Source organism: Streptomyces sp. NBC_01429 (genome assembly GCF_036231945.1).
Lineage (GTDB): Bacteria > Actinomycetota > Actinomycetes > Streptomycetales > Streptomycetaceae > Streptomyces.
The window spans coordinates 397,563-423,833 of the sequence record NZ_CP109599.1; the positions used below are offsets into that span (position 1 = coordinate 397,563).

The 26,271-nt window shown below is 71.2% G+C and carries 19 protein-coding genes and 2 pseudogenes; 15 read left to right on the forward strand and 6 right to left on the reverse strand.

The features are described from left to right. Window positions 1-35: 35 nt before the first annotated feature. A complete protein-coding gene (locus OG627_RS01825; RefSeq protein WP_329060704.1) occupies window positions 36-6,638 on the forward strand; it encodes a polyketide synthase in 6,603 nt (2,200 codons plus the stop codon). 210 nt (window positions 6,639-6,848) lie between these two features. Further along, window positions 6,849-7,886 carry an amidohydrolase family protein gene (locus OG627_RS01830; RefSeq protein ID WP_329060706.1) on the forward strand — a complete coding sequence of 346 codons (1,038 nt, stop codon included), beginning with the start codon at window positions 6,849-6,851 and terminating at the stop codon, window positions 7,884-7,886. 40 nt (window positions 7,887-7,926) lie between these two features. Here the strand turns inward: OG627_RS01830 and OG627_RS01835 are convergent, their stop codons facing one another. Continuing rightward, window positions 7,927-8,325, reverse strand: a complete 399-nt coding sequence (locus tag OG627_RS01835) for a sulfurtransferase (protein ID WP_329072281.1) — start codon at window positions 8,323-8,325, stop codon at window positions 7,927-7,929. A 439-nt stretch (window positions 8,326-8,764) separates the two neighbouring features. Here OG627_RS01835 and OG627_RS01840 point away from each other — a divergent pair, with 439 nt between their 5' ends. Together OG627_RS01840 and OG627_RS01845 are read left to right on the forward strand one after the other, a co-directional pair. Next, entirely contained in the window at window positions 8,765-9,979 is a 1,215-nt protein-coding gene (locus tag OG627_RS01840; RefSeq protein WP_329060708.1) for a cytochrome P450, read from the forward strand. Window positions 9,980-10,030: 51 nt separating this feature from the next. Next, on the forward strand, window positions 10,031-10,225 hold the full coding sequence (locus OG627_RS01845; RefSeq protein WP_329060711.1) for a ferredoxin: 195 nt from the start codon (window positions 10,031-10,033) through the stop codon (window positions 10,223-10,225). A 111-nt stretch (window positions 10,226-10,336) separates the two neighbouring features. Here the strand turns inward: OG627_RS01845 and OG627_RS01850 are convergent, their stop codons facing one another. Further along, the gene (locus OG627_RS01850) at window positions 10,337-10,501 is read right to left on the reverse strand and encodes an SDR family oxidoreductase (RefSeq protein WP_329060712.1); all 165 of its coding nucleotides are present in this window, start codon (window positions 10,499-10,501) and stop codon (window positions 10,337-10,339) included. A gap of 313 nt (window positions 10,502-10,814) precedes the next feature. Here OG627_RS01850 and OG627_RS01855 point away from each other — a divergent pair, with 313 nt between their 5' ends. Then, window positions 10,815-11,468: a TetR/AcrR family transcriptional regulator gene (locus OG627_RS01855; RefSeq protein ID WP_329060714.1), complete on the forward strand. Its 654-nt coding sequence runs from the start codon at window positions 10,815-10,817 to the stop codon at window positions 11,466-11,468. Between the two features lie 60 nt (window positions 11,469-11,528). Here the strand turns inward: OG627_RS01855 and OG627_RS01860 are convergent. Then, a pseudogene (locus tag OG627_RS01860) lies at window positions 11,529-12,077 on the reverse strand (SDR family NAD(P)-dependent oxidoreductase); the annotation flags it as partial. 8 nt (window positions 12,078-12,085) lie between these two features. Between OG627_RS01860 and OG627_RS01865 the strand changes: the two are divergent. The 3 genes from OG627_RS01865 (at window position 12,086) to OG627_RS01875 (ending at window position 17,130) form a co-directional block, all read left to right on the forward strand. Then, complete coding sequence (locus OG627_RS01865; RefSeq protein WP_329060716.1) at window positions 12,086-12,316, forward strand: hypothetical protein; 231 nt, start codon at window positions 12,086-12,088, stop codon at window positions 12,314-12,316. A 171-nt stretch (window positions 12,317-12,487) separates the two neighbouring features. After that, window positions 12,488-15,184: a glutaminase domain-containing protein gene (locus tag OG627_RS01870; RefSeq protein WP_329060718.1), complete on the forward strand. Its 2,697-nt coding sequence runs from the start codon at window positions 12,488-12,490 to the stop codon at window positions 15,182-15,184. Window positions 15,185-15,270: 86 nt separating this feature from the next. After that, a complete protein-coding gene (locus OG627_RS01875) occupies window positions 15,271-17,130 on the forward strand; it encodes a glycoside hydrolase family 76 protein (RefSeq protein WP_329060719.1) in 1,860 nt (619 codons plus the stop codon). Between the two features lie 75 nt (window positions 17,131-17,205). Here the strand turns inward: OG627_RS01875 and OG627_RS01880 are convergent, their stop codons facing one another. Beyond that, a complete protein-coding gene (locus tag OG627_RS01880) occupies window positions 17,206-18,267 on the reverse strand; it encodes an LLM class flavin-dependent oxidoreductase (protein ID WP_329060721.1) in 1,062 nt (353 codons plus the stop codon). A gap of 835 nt (window positions 18,268-19,102) precedes the next feature. Between OG627_RS01880 and OG627_RS01885 the strand changes: the two genes are divergently transcribed. The 6 genes from OG627_RS01885 (at window position 19,103) to OG627_RS01910 (ending at window position 23,980) form a co-directional block, all read left to right on the forward strand. Beyond that, window positions 19,103-20,320, forward strand: a complete 1,218-nt coding sequence (locus OG627_RS01885; protein ID WP_329060723.1) for an LLM class flavin-dependent oxidoreductase — start codon at window positions 19,103-19,105, stop codon at window positions 20,318-20,320. After that, window positions 20,317-20,913 carry a GNAT family N-acetyltransferase gene (locus tag OG627_RS01890; protein WP_329060725.1) on the forward strand — a complete coding sequence of 199 codons (597 nt, stop codon included), beginning with the start codon at window positions 20,317-20,319 and terminating at the stop codon, window positions 20,911-20,913. The genes OG627_RS01885 and OG627_RS01890 overlap by 4 nt, the downstream gene beginning before the upstream one ends. Before the next feature lie 4 nt (window positions 20,914-20,917). Next, a complete protein-coding gene (locus tag OG627_RS01895) occupies window positions 20,918-21,055 on the forward strand; it encodes a hypothetical protein (RefSeq protein ID WP_443073407.1) in 138 nt (45 codons plus the stop codon). A 17-nt stretch (window positions 21,056-21,072) separates the two neighbouring features. Beyond that, window positions 21,073-22,116, forward strand: a complete 1,044-nt coding sequence (locus OG627_RS01900; RefSeq protein ID WP_329060727.1) for an amino acid ABC transporter permease — start codon at window positions 21,073-21,075, stop codon at window positions 22,114-22,116. Further along, entirely contained in the window at window positions 22,113-22,922 is an 810-nt protein-coding gene (locus OG627_RS01905) for an amino acid ABC transporter ATP-binding protein (RefSeq protein WP_443073408.1), read from the forward strand. Before OG627_RS01900 ends, OG627_RS01905 begins: the two co-directional genes overlap by 4 nt. A gap of 68 nt (window positions 22,923-22,990) precedes the next feature. Beyond that, window positions 22,991-23,980 carry an ABC transporter substrate-binding protein gene (locus tag OG627_RS01910; RefSeq protein WP_329060729.1) on the forward strand — a complete coding sequence of 330 codons (990 nt, stop codon included), beginning with the start codon at window positions 22,991-22,993 and terminating at the stop codon, window positions 23,978-23,980. A gap of 32 nt (window positions 23,981-24,012) precedes the next feature. Here the strand turns inward: OG627_RS01910 and OG627_RS01915 are convergent. Continuing rightward, window positions 24,013-24,484, reverse strand: a pseudogene (locus tag OG627_RS01915) (MmyB family transcriptional regulator); the annotation flags it as partial. A 20-nt stretch (window positions 24,485-24,504) separates the two neighbouring features. Here OG627_RS01915 and OG627_RS01920 point away from each other — a divergent pair. Further along, the gene (locus tag OG627_RS01920; RefSeq protein WP_329073210.1) at window positions 24,505-24,843 is read left to right on the forward strand and encodes a hypothetical protein; all 339 of its coding nucleotides are present in this window, start codon (window positions 24,505-24,507) and stop codon (window positions 24,841-24,843) included. 73 nt (window positions 24,844-24,916) lie between these two features. Here OG627_RS01920 and OG627_RS01925 read toward each other — a convergent pair whose 3' ends face one another. Then, window positions 24,917-26,269 carry an MFS transporter gene (locus OG627_RS01925; RefSeq protein WP_329060731.1) on the reverse strand — a complete coding sequence of 451 codons (1,353 nt, stop codon included), beginning with the start codon at window positions 26,267-26,269 and terminating at the stop codon, window positions 24,917-24,919. Between the last annotated feature and the right edge of the window lie 2 nt (window positions 26,270-26,271).

Below are 26,271 nucleotides of genomic sequence, written 5' to 3' on the forward strand. Positions count from 1 at the left end.
GCCCTGCCCTGCCCCTGCCTTGAAGTGAGACGCGCATGGAATTCGAACCGATCGCCGTCGTCGGCCGGGGGTGTGTGCTGCCCGACGCACTCGATCCGGACGCCTTCTGGGACAACGTCGCCGCGGGCCGCAGCAGCCTGTCGGCCGTCCCGGAGGGCCGGTGGCGGCTGCCGCACCGCTGGGCCATGGGCTCGGTGGACGACCACCTCGACCGCACCTACGGCGATGTCGGCGGGTACGTAAGGGGGTTCGAGTCCGTCTTCGACCCGAGCGGCTTCCGGATGGACCCGGACCGCGTCCTGTCGCTCGACCCGCTCTTCCACTGGGTCATGTACGGCGTCCGGCAGGCCCTCACGGAGGCGGGCCGCGAGGGTCCGCTGCCGCGCGCGGGGCTGGTGCTGGGGAACCTGTCCTATCCCACGCCGACGGGGACGGCCTTCGCCGAGCACGTCTGGCTGTCCGCGCAGCGCCCCCCGGTCCGTGACGCCCTGCTGACGGGAGAGCGCCGGGTGCGGCCCGACGCCCGCAACCGCTTCTCGTCCGGACTGCCCGCCCGCCTCGCGGCCCGGGCGCTCGGGCTCGGCGCGGGCGCGTGGTCCCTGGACGCCGCCTGCGCCTCCTCGCTGTACGCGATCAAGCTGGCGTGCGACCGGCTGCACGACGGCACGGCGGACCTGATGGTGGCCGGAGCGGTCAGCCGGGCCGACCCCCTCTATCTGCACGTGGGGTTCTGCGGGCTGTCCGCGACGAGCCGTACGGGGCGCAGCCGGCCCTTCCACCGGGACGCGGACGGGCTGGTGCACGGCGAGGGCGCCGGGTTCGTCGCCCTGACGCGGCTCTCCGGGGCGCGCGCCGCCGGGATGCCCGTGCTCGGCGTGATCCGCGGTGCCGGGCTGTCCAACGACGGGCGCGGCGCCGGGCTGATCAGCCCGGCGGAGGAGGGCCAGGTACGGGCCATGCGCCTGGCGTACGACGCGGCGGGGATCGCGCCCGAAACGGTGTCGCTCGTCGAGTGCCACGCGACGGGCACACCGGTCGGGGACGCGGTGGAAGCGCGCGCCATGGCCCGGGTCTTCGGGGCCTGTGACGATGTGCCCATCGGTTCGGCGAAGTCGAACGTCGGGCACCTGCTGGCCTCGGCGGGGGTGGCGGGGCTGCTGAAGGTGCTCGGCGCGCTGCGTACGGGGATCCGCCCGGCGACGCTCGGCGTCGAGCGGCCGCTGGACGCGCTGGCGGGCACGCCGTTGCGGGTGCTGACCGCGCCGGAACCGTGGCCGGGGCCGCGCAGGGCGGCGCTGAGCGCGTTCGGGTTCGGCGGGACCAACGCCCATCTGATCGTGGAGCTCCCGGACGACGGCGGCCCGGTGTCCGCCGTACGCTCCCCGGCCCGCCCGGTGTCCGCCGCGCCCGCCCCGGCCCCGGTGCGGGCGGCGCCGGGCGGCCGGGTCCCGGTGGCGATCGTCGCCCTGGGCGCCCGGGTCGGCGACGGGACCTGCGCCGAGGACTTCCGGCGGGCGGTGCTGGGCGGCGAACGGCGCGGCCCCGCCGCGGAGATCGCGGTGGAGCTGGCTGACCTGTGTTTCCCGCCGCTCGCCCTGGAGCGGACCGTGCGCCATCAGCTCCTGGTGCTGGAGGCCGCCCGGGAGGCAGCGGGGACGGTGTCCCTGCCCCGCGAGCGGACCATGGTGGTCATCGGTATGGGGGTGGACCCGGAAGTGGCGCGGGCGGGTGCCCGCTGGCGGGTTCCGTACTGGCTGGAGCAGGCGGGACCGCCCGGGTCGGTAGCGTCCACGGCCCTCGCCCGGGACGCCTTCGTGCGGCCCATGACCGCGGAGGCGGTGGTGGGCAGCATGCCGAACCTGGTGGCGAACCGCATCAGTACCCAACTCGACCTGGCCGGAGCGAGCTTCGCGGTGTCGGCGGAGGAGGCGTCCGGTCTCGTGGCGCTGGACGTCGCGGCCCGGGCCATCCGGGCGGGAGAGGCGGACGCCGCGCTCGTCGGTGGCACCGATCTGTCCCACGAGGCGGTCCACCGGGCCGCGCTGCGGGAGCTGGGGCTCGGGAGCGAGCCGGGGGACGCCGCCGTCGTCCTGGTCCTCAAGTCCCTGGACACCGCCCGCAGGGACGGCGACACCGTCATCGCCCTGCTCGACGAGGACCCCGCCGACCCGACCGATCCCACTGCCCCCGCCGACCCCGCCGACGTGCCCGACATGGTCATCGGGGACGGACCCGACGCGGTGTTCGACCCGGCGTCGGCCTTCGGCCGCGCCCACGCCGCGTACGGGCTGGTCGCCGTCGCGGTCGCCGCGCTCTCGCTCCAGCACCGCGCGGTGCCGCGTCCCGGCCGGCCCGCGGACACCGCGGCCGTCGCGCGCACCGCGAGGGCCTCGGTGACGCCGATGGAGGGACCCACCGTGAGCGTCCGGCTGCGCGCGGGGGACGCCCGGCCGTGGCTGCGGGGCCCGGCTCCGCGCCTGCACGTCTTCTCCGGAGCCGACCGCCGGGAGGTGCTGGCGGCGCTGGAGTCCGGTACACGGTCGGCCACCGGCCCGGCCCGGCTGGCGCTCGTGGTCGACGACGACGCCGCGTTGCCGGACCGCAGGGCCGCTGCCCGCCGCTGGCTGACCGAGGGCGGAATCCGTCCGGCGGACGTGCTGTACCGGGACGAGCCGGTCGCGGGACGGACGGCGTTCGTCTACACCAACGGCTCGGCCGCGTACCCGGGCATGGGCCACGAGCTGATGCTCGCGCTGCCGTGCCTCGGGGAGGCCGTCCGGGCCGGGCACGGGGCGATCGGCGCACGGCTGCGGTCCCGGACGGAGCGGGGAGTGTTCGGCCAGATCTGGGACGCCGCCGAACTCGCCGTCTTCCACACCGTGCTCACCCGGGAGGTGCTCGGGCTGCGGCCGGACGCCGCTGTCGGGTACTCCTCGGGCGAGTCGGCCGCGCTGGTCGCGCTGGGTGCCTGGCCGGACGCCACGGGACTGTACGACGCCACCCTGGACAGCGGCCTCTTCACGACGGAGCTGACCGGTGAGCTGCGGGCGGTGAGGCGCCACTGGGAGCGGCTGGGCGTCCAGGGCTCGCGCTGGGCCACCTATCTGGTCAACGCGCCCCTGGAGGCGGTCCGCGCGGAGCTGGCCGGTGAGGTCGCGGTCCATCTGATGGCGGTGAACGCGCCCGGGGTCTGCGTCGTCGGCGGCGAGTCCCGTGCGTGCGCGGCCGTCGTAACCCGGATCGGCGCCGACCGCGCGATCGAGCTGGACTATGAACTGGCGGCACACGCACCGGAGTTGATCGAGGTGGAAGGGGCGTGGCGCAGGGCACACCACCGTCCCACCGTCGATGTCCCCGGGGTACGGTTCTACAGCGGCGCCACCGGACAGTCGTACCGGCCGACGGCCGAGCGGGCCGCCGAGGCGCTCACCGCGCAGGGGCTGAACACGATCGACTTCGCGGCCACGGTCGAGCGGGCCTGGGCCGACGGTGTCCGGATCTTCGTGGAGCACGGGCCGCGCAAACTGTGCACCGGCTGGATCAAGCGGGTGCTCGGCGACCGGGACCATGTGGCCGTCGCCCTGGACGCCCCGGGCGACACCGGGTTGCGGCAGCTGTGCCTCGCGGTCGCCGAACTCGTCGTCGCCGGGGTGCCGGTACACGCCGACGAGCTGTTCGCCCAACTCGCGGACGCCGCCACCGAGATGCCGCGCCCGGGTGCCACCGTCACCGTTACCGTACCCGCGGCTCCGTGTCTGCCGCCGCCGTCCCCGGAGCCGGCCGTGGTGACCCTGCCCCGGGCCCCCGAACTGCTGCCGGTGCCGGACCGGGAGGCCACGCGGCCCGGCACCCCGGGCCCCGGGCCCCGGTCGGCAGAAGTGGCGGAGACGGCGGAAGCGGCGGGGGTCCGTGCCGCTGTCGTCCGGCAGAGCCTGCGGGTCGCCGCGCTGCACCAGGAGGTCATGGCCGGGCATACCGAGGCGCACCAGCGGTTCCTGCGGGTGTCGGCCCTCGCCGTCACCGCGCTGACGGCCGCCGGGCCTCTCCCCGCACGGGCGCCCGGCCTTCCGGCGCCGCGTCCGGCCGCCGGGGCGCTCGCCCCCGTACGTCCCGAGCGGCCCCCGGAGACCACGCCCGCATCCGCACCCGCACCCGCACCCGCCCAACCCGTGCGGCCGGGGCCGAAGTTCGACCGCGCCCAGCTGGAGCACCTCGCCTCCGGGGAGATCTCCGCGCTGTTCGGCCCCCGGTTCGCCGAGCAGGACGCGTACGCGGTACAGACCCGGATGCCCGAGCCGCCCATGCTGTTCGCGGACCGGGTCACCGGCATCGACGCGGTACCGGCGGCGCTCGTCGCGCCCGGCCCGGTACGCACCGACGGAATGATCTGGACCGAGACCGACGTCCTGCCCGACAGCTGGTATCTGGACTCCACCGGGCGGGTTCCGGCCGGGGTGCTGATCGAGGCGGGCCAGGCGGACCTGCTCCTGCTCAGCTGGCTGGGCGCGGATCTCCTCAACCGGGGCGAGCGCGCCTACCGGCTGCTCGGCTGCGAGGTGACCTACCACGGCGGCCCGCCGCAGGCGGGAGACGTCCTGCGCTACGAGATCCACGTCGACGGCCACGCGGAGCACGACGGCGTCCGGCTGGCCTTCTTCCACTACGACTGCTTCGTGGACGGCCAACTGCGGCTGAGCGTCCGCGAGGGCCAGGCCGGGTTCTTCACTCCGCAGGAGCTGTCCGGGGGTGGCGGGGTGCGGTGGGATCCCGCCGAGCGACCGCCCGGTGACGGGCTGCCGCTCGACCCGCCCGCCGTACGCTGCGAGCTGACACGGTTCGGCGCGGATCGGGTCTCGGCGCTGGTCCAGGGCCGGCCGGCGGACTGCTTCGGGCCCGGCTGGGAGGCGACGGCGGCCCATGTCCGTCCACCGGGGCTGGACGGCGGCCGGCTGCGGCTGATCCACGAGGTGACCGCGTTCGACCCGGCGGGCGGACCGTGGGGACGGGGCTATCTGCGGGCCGAGACCCCGCTGTCGCCGGACGACTGGTTCTTCGCGGGGCACTTCAAGAACGACCCCTGCATGCCGGGCACCCTGATGCTCCAGGGCGGTCTCCAGGCGATGGCGTTCTACCTGGCGGCCATGGGCTTCACCGTGGACCGGGACGGCTGGCGCTTCGAGCCGGTCGACGATCACCCGTGCCGGACGATGTGCCGGGGCCAGGCCACCCCGTCAGGACGGCGGGTCGTCTACGAGGTGTTCGTGCGCGGCGTCTCGGCCGGCCCGGTGCCCACGCTCCATGCCGATGTGCTGGGTTCGGTGGACGGGGCGAAGGCGTTCCTGGGCCGCGATGTGGCACTGCGGCTGGTGCCCGACTGGCCGCTGTCGCACTGGCGGCGCTCGGGCCAGCCCGCCGTGCAGGCCGACGCGGCGCCGGTGCCGCTTCCCCTGCTCGGCGGGCTGGCCGGGCACCGGGAGGAGAAGCCCGTGGCCACGGCGGCCGACGGATTCCCCTTCGGCTACGCCTCGCTGCTGGCGTGCGCCTGGGGCAGACCGAGCGAGGCGTTCGGCGCCGCGTACGAGCCCTTCGACGGCACCCGCAGGGTCGCGCGGCTGCCAGGCCCCCCGTACCACTTCATGAGCCGGATCGTCTCGGTGGACGGGCCGCAGGGCGGTATGCGGGAGGACAGCGGAGTCGTCGCGGAGTACGACGTACCCGCGCGGGCCTGGTACTTCGAGCAGAGCGGCGGCCGCTCGATGCCGTTCGCCGTCCTGATGGAGATCGCGCTGCAACCGTGCGGGTGGCTGGCCTCGTACGTGGGCAGCGCGCTGACCACCGGCACGGATCTGCTGTTCCGCAACCTCGACGGGACGGGGACGGTCAGCGGTGAGGTCACCCCGGCGACGGGCACGGTCCGCGTCCATGCCGTACTGACCCGTATCTCGCGCAGCGGGGACATGACCGTCGAGTCCTTCCGGGTGAGGTGCACGGCGGACGGCGCGCCGCTGTTCGAACTCTCCACGGTCTTCGGCTACTTCCCGCCGTCGGCCTTCGATCACCAGCCGGGCCTCGTGGTGCCGGCCGAGGACCGGGCGCGGCTCGACGAACCCTGCGGGCGCCCGGTCGATCTCACGGCACGGCCCGCCCGGTACTTCGCCGGGGAAGCGCGGCTGCCGGGCCCGATGCTGCTGATGCTCGACCGGATCACCGGCTCCTGGCCGGACGGGGGCCGCGCGGGGCTCGGCCGGCTGCGGTCGGAGAAGGACGTGGTCCCCGGCGAGTGGTTCTTCCGGGCGCACTTCTTCCAGGACCCGGTGCAGCCGGGGTCGTTGGGCCTGGAGGCCATGTGCCAGCTGCTCCAGTGCCATCTGCTCGAACGCGGCGCCGCCGACGGGATCCCGCACCCCCGGTTCGAGCCGGTGCTGCCCGGCCGCGAGACGGCCTGGACGTACCGCGGCCAGATCACCCCGGCCAACCGGCTGATCCGGGTGGACATGGACATCGTCGAGTCCGGTACGGACGCGCGGGGCCCGTACGCGGTGGCGGACGCGTCGTTGTGGGGTGACGGCACGTGCATCTACCGCGTGCGCGGACTGGGCATGCGCGTGGTCTCCGACGCCGCTCCCGCGCCCCGGTGACCGCCTCGGTGACCGCCCCTCCGATCGGTCGCGAACGATTCATCCATCCGGGTGTTTTGTGCTCGACGGCAGCCCTGTTCCACGGAACGCCGGACGTCGCGCCGGGACAATCCAGGACATCAACTCACCTTTCTTCGGTGGAGGTTTATCATCAATCGCACATTTCGGATCAGCAGGCGGTTCGCGCTCGCGGGCGCCGTCGTGACGGCGGTGGCCATCGGTCTCTCTCCGGCGGGGGCGGGTCCGGTTCTGGCGCTGGACGCGTGTTTCGACCGGGCGCGGGAGCCCTACACCTCGGTCGTCGACAGCCACCTGCACACGCGCCCGTTCGGCGGCAAGGCGATTCCGTTCGAGGAGCTCACCGGCTACCTGCACAAGAGCGGTGTCCGCTACGCGAGCATGTACGGCATCGGCCAGACGCTGCCCGTGGACTCCGGGTGCACGTACTACCTCGACTGTCCCGGGGTCCCCGTGGCGCCGAGCATGAAGAACGACTTCGTCAACGCCGCGAACTACCTGGAGGCGAAGCCCGAGGACCCCGAACTCGCGCTCTCCATGACGTTCATGGATCTGAACCGCCCGGAGACCATCCCGAGCGGGATCGACCTCTACGACAAGGAATTCCCCGGGGCGTTCCGCTGGGCGGGCGAGGTCAACCTCGTCAAGCAGGCGCTCTTCCCCAACCAGCACGAGCCCGCGACGAACGAGAACATCAAGAACTGGGCACCGTTCATGAAGGTGCTCCGAGACCGGGGCATTCCGATCACCATCCACTCGGATCTCGGCAGCGACGCCGAACAGACGAGGTATCTCCCGCTGATGGAGGAAACACTCCGGCGCTACCCGAAGAACAAGATCGTGTGGGCGCACATGGGGCTGTCGAAGGAACTCTCCACGATGGACCCCGACCAGCACCTCGGGATCATGAAGAGGCTTCTGGACCGCTATCCCCGGCTGACGCTGGACCTCAGCTGGCGCGTGCTGGAGGACCAGTACTTCAGCAGGCCGGGAGTACGGCAGAAGTACGCCTCCTTCCTCGACCGCTATCCGACCAGGGCCATTCCCGGGACGGACTTCGTGGCGTCCGCGAACAAGGACTACCAGGTCTACGAGGAGGAGCTGGAGGTCACCAGCCGTATCAACAAGGCTTTGGGGGACGAGGCGTTCCGGGACATCGCCCTCGGCCGGAACTACTTCAGGCTGCTCGGCATCGACCGGACACCGCCGAAGGTGTGCAAAGCGCGTTGACGTGAGGCGAGGGTGGTCCTGCCCCCCCGCGTTCTCCGCGTCATACGCAGTCGGTGTCGACGGCGGCGGAGCGGCTCAGGACGCTGCCCTGTTCGACGGGCAGCGAGGGATCGCGCTCCCAGGCGGACCACGAGCCGACGAACAGGCCCACCCGCTGGCCGAGCAGGGTCCCGGCGAACACCAGCAGGGAGCTGGACACCCCGCCGCCGCAGTAGGCACCGACCTCGTGGCCGCCGATCGCACGACGGGACAGGAACCACTTGCGCAGTTCCGTCGGCGATCGGAGCAGTCCGTCGGGTGCGATCAGCTCGGTCGAGTGCGCGTGGACCGCGTGCGGAATGTGTCCGGTCCTCAGGTCGTCCACCACGCCGTTGTACGAGCCGGCCGGCCGTGAGTCGAGCAGTGTGCCGTAGCGGGAGATCTCCAGGACATCGGCGATCCCGAGGACGCGCCGGCCGCCGTCGGGTGGACGTACCGGTCCGGCACCGCCAGGTCGATGCCGTCGAGGACCGTGTGGCCCCGTATGCCTTGCGCAGCCCCTTGTCCGCGATGGCGGGAGGGTGGGAAATCGTCATGCGGCAGAGGTTGCGGCAGGGCGCGTTCAGTACGGTTTCAGCATGCTTTCAGCGCCCTGAAAGCTATTCCAGGGGCCGCTCGCCCGTACCTGGACGAGGCCCTTCGAGGCCGTGCGCATGGAGATGACGCGATGACCCACCACACAGAGAATCGCCTAAGTCAAGACTCTTAATCTCCCGAACACTCTTCGCATCTGATGAAAAATTTACACATCAGATGTGGCGGAAATTCGACAGTCGCGCGATTGACTGCGTAAGTCAATCGATTTACGGTGCTTCTTCCCGGCTATGAGCGGAGGCACGATGACTGCTGATCCGACCCCCGATTTCCCGTTCGACCGCGAGACCCCTCTGGAGCCCCCGCGGCAATGGGCCGAACTGCGCGAGCAGTGCCCCGTGGCCCACGTACGGCTGCCGAGCGGGGACCAGGCCACCCTGCTGACCCGCTACGAGAGCGTCCGGGCGGTCCTGGCGGACCCCCGGTTCGGGCGTTCGGGAGAAGGCGCGGCCCGGATCTCCACCACCGACGACGGCGGCCTCTTCAACCGCGACCGCGGCAGCGGCGACATCCCCACGCAGGGCGCCGGGCACCAGCAGTGGCGACGGCTGCTGAGCCGCTGGTTCACGGCCCGGAAGGTCCAGGAGTGGCAGCCCAGGGTCCAGGCCATGGCCGACGACCTGGTGGACGGTCTGATCGCGGGCGGATCCCCGGCGAACCTCTCGGCCGGTCTGGGCTTTCCGCTGCCGGTGCGCGTCATCTGCGCCCTGGTCGGAGCGCCGGACAAGGACCAGGACAAGTTCGGCCACTGGTCGACCGTCATGCTCACGCTCACGCGCTACAGCCAGGCCGAGGTCGATGAGGCGTACCGGGACTTCGACAGCTATGTCTCCGACCTCGTGGAGCGGCGCCGGACGGATCCGGGCGACGATCTGCTGAGCGATCTGATCAAGGTCACCGACAGCGGCGACGGCCGGCTCAGCACCGCCCAGCTGGTCACCACCGTCCGGGGGATTCTGCTCGCCGGACACGAGACCACCTCGAACATGATCTCGATCATGGTCGCGATGCTGCTCTCCGAGCGGGACCGGTTCGAGGCCGTGACCGCCGATCCGGCGCTCATCCCGAACACGGTCGAGGAAGTCCTCCGCCTGGACACCACGCTGGCGGTCATCGGTGTTCCCCGGTTCGTCACGGAGAACATCGAGCTGGACGGGGTGACGGTGCCGGCGGGGACGACGGTGCTTCCCAGCACACCGGCCGCCAACCGGGATCCGCGCACCTTCCCCGACCCGGACCGCTTCGACCTGGAGCGGGAGAACAGCAACCGGCATCTGACCTTCGGTACCGGGGCGCACTTCTGCGTCGGCCAGCCACTGGCCCGGATGGAACTCCAGGTCGTCCTCTCCACGCTCGCCCGTCGGCTGCCGACGCTCCGGCTGCGGGACTCGGCCGACGACCTCAAGCTCCGTACCGGCGGCATGTCCGGCGGCCTCCAGGACATCTGGGTCACCTGGTAACGCCCCGCCCGTCGGCTCAATCCGTCCGGACAAGGAGAACACGGAGCGCAGATGAAGATCACCGTGGAGGAAGACCTCTGCTGCGGCAGCGGACTGTGCGTGGTCAAGGCCGACCAGGTCTTCGACCAGCGGGACGAGGACGGAGTCGTCGTCGTACTGAACGACAACCCGCCGGAGGAGCAGTACGCCGGGGTGCGCGACGCGGCCGCGGTGTGCCCCACCGCGGCCATCCACCTCACGGAGTGACCGGAGCCGGGAGCCGGTGACCCGTGCGCGTCGCGGCCGCGCCCGGCGTGCACGCCGTACGGGGGCCGCCCCGGTCGGGGCGGCCCCCGTACGTACGACGTGACGGAGCGGTCAGGCGGTCGGCGCGGCGTTCCAGCGCCGCGCGGCGATCGCTCCGCCGTCCACCAGCAGGTCATTGCCCGTGATGAAGGCGGAGTCCGGTCCGGCCAGGAACGCCGCCGCGCTCACGATGTCCTCCGGAGTACCCAGCCTGCGGGCCCCGGACAGGTCCACCATGGACCGGATGTGCGCGCCCGCCGGCCCGTTCAGCTCCTCCGCTCCCACCGCTCACCCAAATGATTCAATCACTCGATTTAAGCGCGCGAAAGCCGCAAAGACAAGTCGGCAAATATACCCGTGCTAAATTAACCGCACACCGCAAAGCGGTTGACTTAACTGTGCCGCGATGTGTGGGAGCTCCACCGGCACCGCCGCCCGAAGGGTCGCTTCGTCCGCACCTTCCACCGTGGCCGTCTCCGTGGTCCGACGCGCGGGCCCGCGCGGGAAGACCGTTCCGCCCCGCGTTCCGGCATGTGATATCTCAAGGTCCATGGAACCGAGAAAGCCAGCGGGGGGCGTACGACTGCCCACACCGGACATGCTGCTGCACACGGCGGAGTGCCTGTTCGCCGAGAACGGCATAGCGACGGTCTCGAACCGCCGTGTGGCCGAGGTGGCCGGAGCGGCCAACAACTCGGCCGTCAACTACCACTACGGGAGCAAGACCGGTCTTCTGCTCGCCATTGTCCGCAAGCACAACGCCGATCTGGAGGCGATCAGGCTCCGCATGCTGGCCGAGGTGGAGGGCTCGGACAACCCCCGCGACTACATCGCCTGCATGGTGCTCCCCATGATCGAGCACCTCCAGCGGCTCGGGCGGCCCACCTGGTACGCGCGCTTCAGCCTCCAGGCGATGACCGATCCGGCCTTCCTCGCGGACTTCACCCGCGAGGTGTCCGACACACCGTCCAACCAGCAGAGCTGGGCGAAGCTCACAGCCCTCTTCGACCGTACGGACCTCGCCACCCTCGGGCACCGGAGCCGGCTGGTCGCATTGGTCGTCTGCCACGCCTGCGCCGACTTCGAGCGTGAACTGGCGCAGGGCAGGACGCGCCCCGGCGGCAGTTGGGACGCCGTGGGCCGCTTTCTGGTCGACGCGGTCACCGGCATGCTCACGGCCCCGAGCACGCGCCCGCCGGCCTGACCCCGCGCGGCGGGCCCGCGGGCCGGGCAGCCGGAACCGGACCGGCCCGCTCAGGCCGGGCGTTGCCCGCGGCCTGCTCGGATCGCCGACCACCCGTTTGTCGACCGGCAGGACCGCGATGGACTTGGCGAGTCCCAGGACGCCGTGCTTGGCAGCGGTGTAAGCGGTGCCGGCCGTGCTGCCGCGCAGGCTCGCCTCGGAGGCGGTGTTGACGATCGCGCCCTTGCCGGCGGCGACCATATGGGGCAGGACAGCCCGGGTGAGCAGGAACGGCGCGGTCAGATTGACGCGGACGACCCGCTCCCACTCCGTGTCGGAGACATCGGCCGCCGCGGACATCCGGTCCATGATTCCGGCGTTGTTGACCAGGACGTCGATTCCGCCGAAGGTACGTACGGCGTTGTCGACCAGTTCGTCCACCACGCTCCGGTAGCTGAGACCGCCGCTCACGGTCACCGCCGTGCCACCGGTGGCGGTGATCTTCCCGGCCATGGCCTCGGCCGTGGCCGCGTTGATGTCGGCGATGACCACCTTGGCGTCTTCCCCGGCGAACCGTAGCGCCGCCGGGCGGGGACACCGACGCCGACATCGGCGGCGGACCGGTCGCACTCGCCCTGATGAGAGACCAGTTGAGCGATATCGCGCTGACCAACGACGACGCGCGCGTGGACGACCTCCCAGCACGCGTCGGTTTCACCTCCGAGAACGCCGCCACCGGCCTGCGCGTCGTGCTGGACGGAGGCCACTCCGCTCTGCCTCGCGAGGACGAAGCCTGGGTCCGCCACCACGGTACGGGTCCGGGCGCCTCCCGTATCAAGGCCGTGTCCAGCGTATTTACAACGTTATAGGGAGGGAGTACGAAGGTTGCGGACGATTCCCAGGACGAGCCGACCGGGACGCATCGGCGGGACCAGCAGTGCGTGAGCGCGCCGGAGCCGGCGCGGTCCGGTCGGAAGTGTGCAGCGCCACGTCACCCCGTGAGCCCCCCATGCACGCCCGCTTCAGGAAGGACGCCTCCCATGGCTTCCCAGGAGCACGACCCGGCATCGGACGGCCCCGCACCCGGCCCCGTCCACGCCCCCGTTCCCGTTCCCGCCCCCGCTCCCGCGCCCACTCCCGTCTTCACCACCTCGCTGTCCCGTCGTGATCTGCTGCGCCGGGGTGGTGCCGCGTCAGCGGCCGCGGCGGCGGCCATGTGGCTGCCGTCGGTGGCGTACGCCGCCGCGGCCCCCCGTACGACGGCCGCCGCCGCGCCGCCACTGGCCGAACCGTCGGCCGGGACGTTCCGTCCGATACGTCCTCCGGCCACCCCGCTGATCGTCCGGTCGCCGTACCTGTCGACCTGGCAGGCGGCCGACACCCTCACCGGCACCTGGCCGAGTTTCTGGAACGGCCACACCACGGCCCTCTGCGGAATCGCCCGGGTCGATGGCATCGCGTACGTCTTCGCCGGTTCGCCGGCCCTGCCGGGCGGGCCGGCCCTCGGCGTGATGACGCAGACGTCGCTGGAGGTGACGGCGACCCGCTCGGTCTACACGCTGACCGGTGGGGGCGTCACACTGACGGTCACGTTCCTCTCGCCGGTGGACCCGGGCAACCCCCGCCGTCAGTGTGTGCCCTTCGGGTACATGACCGTCCGGGCGGCCAGTGACGACAACGTTGTCCACACGGTGGAGCTGCACGTCGACACTTCGGGTGAGTGGGTGCACGGCGATGTGAACACACCGATCACCTGGGCCGGGCAGCGGACCGCCACCATGACCGTGCTCTCCTGCACCCCCGCGAGCCCCGGCGCGCTCCAGGAGAACGGCGACCAGGCGAGTGGGGGCAGCCTGGTCCTGGCCGCGCCCACCGGCGGCGGGCTGACCTGGCGGATCGGCCAGGACACGGTGGTGCGGGCGGCGTCGGCGGCGCAGGGCGCGCTGGACAACACCTCCGACACCGCCCAGCCGCGCGCGATCAAGGACCGGTGGCCGGTGCTGGCCCTCAGCAAGAGCCTTGGCTCCGTCGGCCCCGGTGCCCCCTCCGAGCCGTTCACCGTCTCCATCGGTCACGTACGCACCCCGGCGGTCAGCTATCTCACCGCGCCGCTGGCGCCGTGGTGGACACACTACTGGGGCTCCTGGACCGACATGGTGGACTGGTTCAACAGCGACTACCCGGCGGCGCTGGCCGCCGCGACCGCGCTGGACAAGCAGGTGCACGACGACGCTTCGGCCGCCGCGGGCGGCGGGAGCACCGGCGAACACTACGCGGCGGTCTGCGCGCTGGCGGTGCGTCAGGCGCTCGCGGGCACCGAACTGGTCGACCGGAACGGCTCGCCGTGGGCGTTCCTCAAGGAGATCTCCTCCAACGGGAACATGTCCACGGTGGACGTCATCTACCCCGCGTCCCCGGCGTATCTGTACCTGAGCCCGGAGTATCTGCGGCTGCTGCTGGAGCCCGTGCTGGACTACGCGGAGAACGGCGGCTGGCCGAAGGAGTTCTGCGAGCACGACCTCGGCACCCACTACCCCAACGCGACCGGGCACAACGACGGCGACGAGGAGAGCATGGAGGTCGAGGAGTCGGCCAACATGCTGATCATGTCGGCCGCCCTGGTGCAGCGGCTGCCCGCGGCCGACGCGACCTCGTTCGCCACCAGGCACTACCGGATCCTGCGCCAGTGGGCCGAGTATCTGGTGGGCCACGCGCTCGACCCCGGATACCAGAACCAGACCGACGACTTCACCGGATTCATCGCGCACAGCGCCAACCTCGCGCTCAAGGGCATCATCGGCATCGGCGCGATGGGCGTACTCGCCGGAACCACCGGCAACACCTCGGACGCCGCCCGCTACCGCTCGCTGTCCCGCGGCTACATCAGCCAGTGGGTCACCCTCGCCGAGGACTCCTCCGGCGAGCACCTCAAGCTCGCCTACGACCAGGACGGCACCTGGAGCCTGAAGTACAACGGGTTCGCCGACCGGCTGCTGGGACTGGACCTGGTGCCGGTCGGCGTGGCCGCCCGCGAGGCTGACTGGTACCGGGCGAAGGCGGGTCCGCACGGCGTGATTCTCGACCCCCGCAACCAGTACACCAAGGGCGACTGGGAGATGTGGACCGCCGGCTGGCTCGCCGACCGGCCGGCCGTACGCGACACCCTCGTCGAGGGTGTCTACGGCTTCGCCGACTCCACTCCGCAGCGCGTACCGTTCACCGACTGGTACATGGTCGCCGACGCCACCCAGCGCGGCTTCCAGGCGCGGCCCGTGATCGGCGGCATGCTCGCGCTCGTCGTGCGTCCCACCGCCTCCGCCACCGTCTGGCGGCGCATCCGGAACCAGCGGTCGGGCAAGCTCCTCGCGGTGTCAGGGATGTCGCTCGCCGACTCCGCCGAAGTGACCCAGTGGGAGGACAACGGCACCGCCGACCATCTGTGGACGGTGGTCGACAACGGCGACGGGACCGTACGCATCGTCAACCGCAACAGCGGCAAGGCGCTCGCGGTGCACCGACAGAGCCTGGACGACGGGGCCCATGTCCAGCAGTACCAGGACAACGGCACCCCCGACCACCTGTGGCGGATCGCCGAAGCGGGCGGTGGCTGGTCGAAGATCGTGAACGTACGCAGCGGCAAGGTGCTGGCCGTCGACGGGCGGTCCCAGGCCGACGGCGCGCAGATCACCCAGTGGACGGACAACGGGACGCCCGACCACCTGTGGCGGCTGATATGAGAGGTGTCTCCGGCGTGCGAAGTGTCCGTGGTACGAGACGTGTTCCCGGTGCGGCACATGCCCGTGTGGTGCGAGGCGTCCGTGGGGTGAGGCGCCTCCTGGTCTCCGGGCCGCTGCTCGCCGTCGCCCTGGTCATGACGGTGTCGGCCGGGGTACCGGCCCAGGCCGATCCCGGCCCCCGACCTGCCGCGGCCGAAGCGGCCGTGGTGTGCTCCCTGTCCTGCGACCGGCTGGACCCCTCGCTGGCCCAGCGGGAGAGTTTCCCCGTACCGGACGAGGACATCAACGGGCGGCGGCTGCGCCTGCACGTCTCCGACCCCGACAGCATGGCGTGGGCCAGCGTCGACGACGGGCTGAGCGGGGATTCGGTCTGGCTGGACCGGTCCTGGGACGCGGGTGTCACCTGGGAACCGCTGCTGGGCAGAGCGAGCATCCCCGGCACCTGGACCGGCACCAGAACGCTGATGTACAACCTCACCGATCCCCGTCACCACAAGCGCGGTTGGCTCCGCGCGTGCGGCGACGCGGGCACGGTGGGCTGTACGAACTGGGTCCACCCGACGGTGTGCGACACACTCTGCGACGGTACGGACGCCGGCCGGGCGGCCGGTGACGACCAGCCGGTGCCGTCGGCCACCCTCTACGGCCGCGTCATCAGGCTGCACGTGGACCAGCGCAACTCCATGGCCTGGGGCAGTGTCGAAAGCGGCGGACCGGGTGACGAGATCTGGCTCGACCGGTCCTGGGACGAGGGGGCCACCTGGCCGGACGGCTCCTCGCTCGGCCGCACCGCCGTGCCGGGTGGCGCCACCACGACCCGTACGGCCATGTTCGCCACCCGCGACCCGCGCGGTCTGCTCTACGGCGGCGCGGTCCGCGCCTGCGGCCGGGAGGCCACTCACCAGGAGGGCGGCTGCACAGCGTGGGTACGCCCGGTACCGTCCAGGCCGCGCGCGGCGGCGGATGCCCTGATGGCGTCGTACGACCCCGACCAGGGCTGGTGGCACAGCAGTTGGTGGAACTCGGCGGCCACGCTCACCGCTCTCATCGACTTCGCCCGACGCACCGGCACGCACGACTACGACTGGGTCGTCGCGCGTACCTTCGACCGCAACAAAGGGGTCTTCGCCGCCGGCGAGCGGTCGTCGGACCCGGTCGAGGGACACTTCATCAGCCGGTCCATCGACGACACCGCCTGGTGGGGCATGGCCTGGGTGACGGCGTACGACTACACGCACGACCCCCGGTACCTGACGGAAGCCACCACGATCGCCGAGTACCTCCGCCAGTACTGGGACACCGGCACCTGCGGCGGCGGCATGTGGTGGGACCGCGAACGTACCTACAAAAACTCGGTGACCACCGGACTGTATCTCTCGCTGACCGCGTCGCTGCACCGGCGCGTCGCCGACGACACGGTGTGGGGCGGGCGGGCCGCGGAGGCCGGGAAGTGGTTCCTGTCCAGCGGGCTGATCGACTCGTCCGGCCTGGTGAACGACGGGCTGACCGGGGACTGCCGCAACAACGGCCAGACCGTGTGGAGTTACAACCAGGGGTTGGCCATCGGCGGCCTGACCGAGCTGTGGCGGGGCACCGGTGACGCCACCGTGCTGGACGCCGCGCGGCGGCTGGCCGACTCCGCGCTGGCCAGTACGCGGCTGACGGTGGGCGGGGTGCTCACCGAGAGCTGCGATGTCGGGCAGCGCGCCTGCGACGACAACCAGAAGCAGTTCAAGGGGGTCTTCATGCGGAACCTGGACAGCCTCCGGCAGGCCGCCGACTCCGCGGCGTACCGGCAATTCGTCCGGAAACAGGCCGACTCGGTGTGGGCGGCCGACCGCGACGGCCTCAACAGGCTCGGCCAGCGCTGGGCGGGCGGCGACCCGAACCAGACGGACTGGCGTACGCAGTCCAGCGCCCTGGCCGCCTTGACGGCAGCGGAGTAGCGGCCCGCGCGAGCGGTGGGCGCCATGCCCGGCCCACGTCACGGCCGACCGGCCGGGGGCGTGTGCCGGGCACGGTCAGCGCAGCCTGGGCAGCAGTTGGTCTCCGACGCGGATGGTCTCCTGCTTGTACGGTGTGTCGGAGAGGACGAAGTGGGTGACGCCCAGCTTGCGGTAGTTGTCCAGCGCCGTCGCCACATCGGCGGCGGAGCCGACCAGCCAGGTGGTGGCCGCTCCCTCGCCGCCGACCTTGCCGGGCGTGGTGTACAGGCAGGTGTCGAGAACCTCGCCCCGCGCCGCGAGGCCGATGAGCCGCTCCTGTCCGACGGCGTTCCTGTGGCTCCCCGCCCAGGTGGTCCTCCCCTCGCTCCCCGCCATCTTCGCGATCCTCTCCTCGGCCGCCCGCCAAGCCTCCTCCGTGGTGTCGCGCACCAGCGTGGTGATCCGCAGTCCGAACTGGAGGGGCGTGTGCCGGCGGCCCACCCGCTCGCTCAACGCCTTGAGCCGGTCGACGCGTTCGGCGATGCCGTCCAGCGGCTCGCCCCAGAAGAGCTGGACGTCCGCCTCCCCCGCCGACACCCGTTCGGCGGCCTCGGAGGCACCGCCGAAGTAGAGCGTCGGATGCGCCCTCTTGTCGGTGGTGTACGGGCGTGGCGCGACCGTGGACCGGCTGACCCGGTAGTACTCGCCGTCGTACGTCACGTCCTCCTCCGTCCACAGCCGCCGTACGAGATGCAGGAACTCCCGGGTGCGGTCGTAGCGTCGCGCGGGGTCCCTGAGTGTGTCGCCGTAGGCGGCCGGATTGTCCAGTCCGCTGACGATGTTGACCAGGACCCGGCCGCGGCTGAGCTGGTCGAGTGTCGCCGCCGCCGCGGCGAAGTGGGCCGGCTGCCAGTAGCCGGGGCGGACCGCGATCAGGGGCTTGAAGGTGCTGGTCCTGGCGGCCAGCGCGGTGGCCACGGTGAAGGTGTCCGGGCGCTCCCACCCGGCGCCCAGCAGCGCGCCGCCCCAGCCGTGCGCCTCCGCCGTGCGGGCCAGTTCGGTGGAGTGCTCGATGGAGCCCCAGCCGGTCGTCGTGTCGTCACCGCGGTGGCCCGGTTCGACGGTGTTCGGGATGTACCAGAGGAATTCCGGGCTCATCGTGATTCCGATCTCTGCTTGGCCGCCGCCACGGCGACGCGGGCACGGCCCCGTGCGGAACTGGGGATGTCAGAGGGCGCGCGTGGCCCGGCTCGACAGGGCCACCACCGCGCCGCCGCGCGACGCGCTCGGCCGTGGGCGCGTACGCGCGGCCGCCGGGTGGCCGGGCGTCGGGGGCTGGACGGCGTGGCGCGCGGTGGACCGGAAGGTCAACACTGGGCGCTGGACACGCGCACGAGGTCGACACAGCGCTCGCGGGTGAGCAGCGGGACCTCGTACATGCCACGGAGTCTCTGTGCGATCGACCGGAATGTCAATGCGCGCCGCCCCCTGGCCACACGTGCCTCGATCGCGCGGGCGCCCGACGCGTCACTGTCAAGGAACGCGCGTCGGCCACCGCCTCCTCCGGACACCGACCACGGAGTGAGCGCGTGTTGACTTCGCCCGATGTCCCGTGCTCAATTGGCTTCATGCAGAGGCAACTGCCGTTGGTCACCCGCGGGCACATCGACTTCGGTCGCGTGTGGTCCGCCTCTTGTTGCGCCTGACCCGGCAGCGGGCCGCCTGACCGGCCCTTCCCTCCCTCGGTGACCCCGTCGCGGGCCGAGCACCTCTCCCTCACCGGGCGCACGCTGCCGCCGCACCCCTGCCGCGCCGTTGGTCATCACGCCCGGCTCCGTACCGCGCGCCCGTATCCCGACGCGGCACCCGCACCTCGTACCGGCACCGCGTTCCGCCTACCGCGCACTGCCGCCGTACGGCCATGTCCGTGTGGTCCGCGGCCGTGCGTTCCGTACCGGATTCCTCACCTCCTGTCCCGCACGAAAGGTTCCTCATGCCTGTGGAGTTCCTCGGTATCGCCGCCACCCACGACGGGTCGGAGACGAACCCGCGTTCCGGTGCCGCGTTCGACAAGGAATACACACTCAAGCTCGCCCGCGCCCATGAGGACCACGGCTGGGACCGGGTGCTGTTCGCTTACGGCTCGGGCTCCCCCGACCCGGCGCCGGCCGCCGCGTACATCGCCTCCCGGCTGGACAGGCTCCAGATCCTGCTCGCGCACCGGCCGAATGTGTCATATCCGACGTTCGCCGCGAAGACCTTCGCGACGCTGGATCAGATCAGCGACGGCCGGCTCACGGTGCACTTCATCACCGGCGGCAACGATCACGAGCAGGGGCGCGAGGGCGACACTCTCACCAAGGACGAGCGGTACGCCCGCACCCGCGAGTACATCGAGATCGTCAAGCGCGTCTGGACCTCGCACGAGTCCTTCGACCACGAGGGCGAGCACTACCGGTTCCACGACTTCGTCAGCGACGTCTTCCCCGTTCAGCGGCCCCGGCCCGATGTGTCGTTCGGCGGCTCCTCGGCGGCGGCGTACGCGGCGGGCGGCGCCGGGGCGGACATCTACGCCCTGTGGGGCGAGCCGCTGGAGCGGACGGCGGAGCAGATCGAGTCGGTACGGGCGGCGGCCCGCGCCGCCGGACGCGCGACCCCGCCCCGCATCCAGGCGGCGTTCCGGCCGATCATCGCGCCGACGGAGGAGCTGGCCTGGGAGAAGGCGTACCGGACCGTGGACGCGATCAAGGCCAGGCAGAACAAGGGCCAACGGGTCACCGTACGTGATCACTCCCGGCTGACGCCCGAGAACACCGGCGCGCAGCGGCTGATCTCGATCGCGCGGGGCGGTGAACGGTACGACCGGGCACTCTGGACGCCGACCGCGGCGGCGACCGGCGGCGCGGGCAATTCCAACGCCCTGGTCGGCACGCCGGAGACGGTCGCTCAGGCGCTGCTGGACTACTACGACCTCGGTGTGGACATCATCTCCGCCCGCGGCTACGACCTGCTGGGCGACGCCATCGACTTCGGCCGGCATGTCATCCCGCTGGTGCGGGAAGGCGTGGCCCGGCGCGATGCCGAGGGCGCTCCCCGGGGCCCGCAGACACTGGATCCGCAGATCCTCGGCCCGAGGGCCACCCCCGCGCGGAGCGTCGCCGGTGCGCGGAACGCCGCCGGTCCGCAGAGTGCCGCCGGGGTCGGCCGATGACCTCCGTGGCCGAGCCGGGCGGTCTGACCTGGCTGCGGGCCCGGGTCTCCGATCCGCTGGTGCGTCCGATGCTGCGGGAGCTGGGGGACGAGTACTCCGCCCGGTACGGCAAGGACGCGCACGGCGAGCTGGCCCGCTATCCGAAGGAGGAGTTCGAGCCGCCGCACGGTGTCCTGCTGCTCCTGCTGGAGCACGGCGAGCCGGTGGCCGGTGGCGCGTTCCGCGGGTACGACGCGGCCACGGCCGAGCTGAAGCGCATCTGGACCCACTCAGCGCACCGGCGGCGCGGACTCGCGCTGCGCGTGGTCGGGGAGTTGGAGCGGATCGCCGCCGTCCGGGGCTACCGCCGGATCTACCTCACCACCGGGCCGCGCCAGCCCGAGGCCCGTGGGCTGTATCTGGCGGCCGGGTACACACCGCTGTTCGACACGGACGCGGATCCGGAGACGATCGGCCCGTTGCCGTTCACGAAGGACCTCGCGCGGCAGCGCCAGGAAGTCACGGATCAGCGCGAGGAATTCGCGGATCAACCGGGGAGCATCGCGGGCCGGCCCGGGAAAGTCACCTCCCGCACGCGGAAGGACGAGGGCTGATCCCGTGCGACAGCACCCGGCGTTCCAGGGAGCCGTCGACGAACGGATCGAGGACGGGACGTACGGCCGGACCCTCGACAAGTGGGGAACGCGGGACTCGGCCATCGAGAAATCCCTGATCAGCCCACCCGAACACAAGTAGCCGCAGGAGCCGCCCGAATGGACACCGCAACCGGCGCGGACGCCGCGACCGACGCCGCCGCGACCAGCACCGCCCCGCCCGCAGCCGTACCCTCCCCCGCCTCCGCCCCCGCCTCCGTAGCCGTTGCGGCCGAGCCGTCGGGCGACGATCTCGCCGCGCTGAAGGTCGTGCCCGCGCGCCACTACTGGCGTTGGGCGGCTGGCGCGGCCGCGCTGGTCGTCGTCGCCCAGTTCGGCCACGGCCTGCTCACCAATCCCGGCTGGGACTGGGACACGTTCTTCCTCTATCTCACGGCCGACACCGTACTGAAGGCCGTCTGGGTGACGCTGCAACTCACCTTCTACGGAACGGCGATCGGCTTCGCCCTCGGCATTGTGCTGGCCTTCATGCGGCTGTCGCGCAGTGTGATTCTCCAGACGGTCGCCTGGACGTACATCTGGGCGTTCCGGTCGATCCCGCTCATCGTGCAACTGCTGTTCTGGTTCAATCTCGCCTATCTGTACCAGGAGTTGGGGTTCGGTATCCCCTTCGGTCCGGTGTTGTGGAGCTTCGACACGATGAATCTGGTCGGCGCGCTCTCGGCCGCCGTCATCGGGCTCGCACTGCATCAGGCCGCCTACGCCGCGGAGATCGTGCGTGGCGGGATCATCTCCGTCGACAGCGGACAGCTGGAGGCCGCCGCGGCGCTCGGCATTCCCCGGCTGCGGCAACTGCGCCGCATTCTGCTGCCGCAGGCGATGCGCGGCATCCTGCCCAACGCGGCCAACGAGGTGATCTCCCTCTTCAAGGGCACTTCGATCGTCTCCGTGATGGCCATCGGGGAGCTGTTCTACCAGGTGCAGGTGGTCTACGGCCGCAACGGACGGGTCGTACCACTGCTGATGGTCGCCACGGCCTGGTACATCCTGCTGACCACCCTGCTGTCCCTCGCCCAGTACTACGTGGAACGGCACTTCGCGCGCGGCGCCGAACGCACTCCCCCGCCCACCCCGCTCCAGCGCGCCCGGGCGTTCACCATCAGGATGCGGGCAGCCGCCGCCACCGGAGGGATCCAGAAATGAGCACCGACAGGACGGACAGGACCGGCGACGCGGGCAGCGCCGCCGGCCGTCCGATGGTCGAGGTACGCGGCGTCCACAAGAGCTTCGGCACGCTCGAAGTGCTGCGCGGGGTCGACCTCCGGGTCCGCGCCGGAGAGGTGACGGTGGTACTCGGCCCGTCCGGTTCGGGGAAGTCGACCCTGCTGCGGAGCATCAACCATCTCGAAAAGCTGAACCGCGGTCACGTCTCCATCGACGGCGAGCTGATCGGCTACCGCCGCTCCGGCTCCACGCTCCACGAGCTCAAGGAGCGGGAGGTGCTCAAGCAGCGGCGCCACATCGGGTTCGTCTTCCAGAACTTCAATCTCTTCCCGCATCTGACGGTCGTCGAGAACATCATCGAGGCCCCGGTCTCGGCGCTGCGCCGGCCCCGTAAGGAGGCCGTCGAGCAGGCCGGGGCGCTGCTGGAGCGGGTGGGGCTCGCGGACAAGGCTGACGCGTATCCGCGCCAGCTCTCCGGCGGCCAGCAGCAGCGGGTGGCCATCGCCCGCGCGCTCGCGCTGGAGCCGAAGGTGCTGCTCTTCGACGAGCCGACCTCGGCGCTCGACCCCGAGCTGGTGGGTGAGGTGCTGGATGTCATCAAGGACCTGGCCGTCAGCGGGACCACCATGATCGTCGTCACTCATGAGATCGGCTTCGCGCGTGAGGTGGCCGACACCGTCGTCTTCATGGACGAGGGTGTGATCGTCGAGCAGGGCCCGCCCGTGGAGGTGCTCGACCGGCCGCGGCACGCGCGGACGAAGGCGTTCCTCTCGAAGGTCCTCTGACGCGCCGCCCTCCCTCTCCTCCCCCTCCCCTTCCTCCCTTTCAGCCGACACCCCGTCAAGGAGCCACCGTGCCACCCCGCCGCGCCTTCGCCCGTACCACCGCCGCCGTTCTCGGCCTCGTCACCGCGTTCTCGCTCACCGCCTGCGGCGGCTCCCGCGACGATGCCACCGACAGGATCGATGCCAAGAACGCGGGCGGCGACTCGAAGATCAACCTCGGCCCGGACCAGGACCGGGTCAGCACCCCCAAGGTGGATTCCATCGCCGCCCTCGTCCCCGAGGCGATCCGCGAGCGGGGCACCCTGGAGGTCGTCGGTACGACCGGCACCGCGCCCCCGCTGAGCTTCTACGCCACCGACGACAAGACGGTGATCGGGGTGGAACCGGACATCGCCACGCTGGTCGCGAATGTGCTCGGACTCAAGCCGCACTTCAACACGGTCGACTGGGCGAACATCTTCGTCGGTCTCGACAGCGGCAAGTACGACGTGGGGCTGAGCAACATCACGGTCACCGAGGAACGCAAGGAGAAGTACGACTTCGCCACGTACCGCCTGGACAACCTCGCCTTCGAGGCGAAGAAGGGCGCCGGCTGGAAGGTGAGCGAGCCGGCGGACGTGGCGGGCAGGACCATCGCGGTCGGCTCCGGCACCAACCAGGAGAAGCTGCTGGTCACCTGGAGCGAGCAGAACGTGAAGAAGGGGCTCAAGCCCACCGACATCAAGTACTACCAGAAGGCCACCGACTACTACCTCGCGCTCGGCTCCGGGCGCATCGACGCCTATCTCGGCCCCAACCCGACGGCCGCGTACCACGTGGCGTCCGCAGGACAGAGCGAGATCATCGGTACGTACTCGGGCGGCGGCGCCGATGTGCGGGGCGAGATCGCGGCGACCACGCAGAAGGACAACAACCTGATCAAGCCCATTCAGGAAGCGCTCAACACCGTCATCAAGAACGGCACGTACCAGAAGGTCCTGGACCGTTGGGGGCTGGCGAACGAGGCCATCTCCTCGTCCGAACTGAACCCGAAGGGGCTGCCCAAGACCAACCAGTAGCCGGACGCACGCGGCGGCCCGGCTCCTCGCCGTCAGGCACCGGCGCCTTCCGCGGGCTCGGCCTCGGGCTCGGCCCAGGAGGACAGGAAGCGCAGGCCCTCGTAGGCGGGCGTGCCGGGCTCCGCGGTCCAGACGATGAGTTGCTGATCCGGGTCTTGGCGGCTTCCACGCGCAGCTGCGCGACGGTGTACCGGCCGGCCTTCTTCCGGTCCGGGTACAGCGACCTCATGGCCGGATCCGTGAAGAGCAGCCGGATGTACTGCCGCTTCTTCTCCGGGACCGTCCCGAAATCGGAGATCAGGGCGGCGGCCAGCGGATTCCACGTGAGGACGTCCGTACGGCGGCCCAGAACCATGCCGGGGTCGCCGTGAGATCGTTGAGCAGTCTTCGCAGTTGCGGCTGGCCCTTTTGCACGGTGCGCCGTCGCGAGCGTCCCGTCGCCTTTCCGGCCAGTTCCATCATGCAGTCCCGCTGCTCGTCGCCCAGGTGCAGTACGCGGGCCAGGGCTGCCCGGGATCGCGCGCATGGTGTCGGCCGCGACCGGGGCACCGCTCGGGGTGACCACGCCGATCGTCGGGGACGGGGTCGGCACCATCTCCACCGGGACCCCGTTCGGCCACCCCCGGCTGTTCGAACCCTGCGATCCGCGCGAACTCCTGGGCATCGAGCCCCGGGTGATCCTCACGCACCTCGCCAGCGCCCGTGTGATCACCGCCGTCGCCGCGTGCCTCGGCCATCGGCTCGATCCGGACCGGACACGCGCCGCGGCCTCCTGGGTGAAGTCGGGCCGCCGTACCGCCCAACGCCGCGCCTACCTGCACCACCTGCGCGTCACCCACGGCCCCCGGCCGCCGGTCACGTAGCAGGCCGTCGGTCATGTGGCAGGCAGGTGGTCACGTTGCAGGCGGGTGGGACGGCGACGGGATCGGGGACGCGTCAGGCCGCCGCGCGCGGCTTCTCCGTCTGCGCGATCCTGGCGGCCCTGGTCCTGGGGCCGAAGATCGCCAGGGCGACGGCGCCGAAGATCCAGGTACCGGCGATGAAGTAGAAGACGCTCTGGTAACCGGTGTTGTTGTAGAGGGCCGCGATGATCAGTGGCCCGGCCGCGTTCGACAGCCGGCCCAGCCCGTACGAGACGCCGGTGCCCAGGGAGCGGCTGCGCGTGTCGAAGACCTCGGGGGAATAGGCGTATCCCAGGGCGGTGTAGCCGCGCTCGAAGAGGTTCACGAGGAAGCCGAAGACGACGATCAGGACCGGATTGAAGGTGAGCCCGTAGAGAAGCCCGCAGAACGCGATGACCGTACCGAAGGCGACCAGACACCACTTGCGCTCGAACCGGTCGGTGACCAGCGAGGCCAGGAAGGAGCCGAGCGGCGCGCCGACCGTCGTCAGGGCCACGTAGAACACCGACTTCTCGACGCTGAAGCCCTCCTTGGCCAGCAGGGTGGGTGCCCAGCTGGAGTAGCCGAAGAAGCCGATGGTCTGGGTGACCCACACCACGGTGAGCAGCAGTGTCGGCGCGAGGTACTTCTTCTGGAGCAGCAGCCGCAGGGTCGCTCTGGCGGCCGGTGGTTCGTCGACCGGCGGCGCGGGTTCGGGCAACGTGCCCTTCTCGGCGGTGGCTTGGGCCTCCAGCTCGGTCAGGATCGCGTCCGCCTCGGTGTGCCGGCCCCTGTTCTCGAGCCAGCGCGGCGACTCCTTGAGGCTGCGGGCGAAGTAGACGAAGAGCAGTCCGAGCGAACCCCACAGGTAGACCAGCCGCCACGACCAGTCGTTGAGGGGCACCACGGCGCTGGCGATCAGATTGGTGACGGGCGTGCCGCAGATGCCGATGACGATCGCGTACGCCTGGTACTTGCCGCGGAAGGCCGCCGGGTAGATCTCGTTGACGTAGATGACCGCCACGACGGTCATCGCGGAGAGTCCGGCCGAGGTCAGGACCCGGAACACACCGAGGGACACGACGTCCCAGGAGAAGACCGAGGCGAAGGAGAAGACTCCGAAGAACACCGTGGTCATCGTGAGCGCCTTCTTGCGCCCCCACCGGTCGGCGACGCCGCTGGCGATGATCGAGCCGAAGAACATGCCGACGAACGACAGCGAGGTGACGTAAGCCACCTGATTCACGGTGACGCCCCACAGGTTGATCAGCTTGGGTGCGGTGGTCGCGAAGCTGTTGATGTCGGCGAACTCGAAGAAGTAGGCGAAGGACACCACGAGCAGGGTGGTCCTGTGGAACCGGAAGACCGGCAGCCTGTTCAAGCGGTTCAGCGCGTTGGAGTGGGACATGG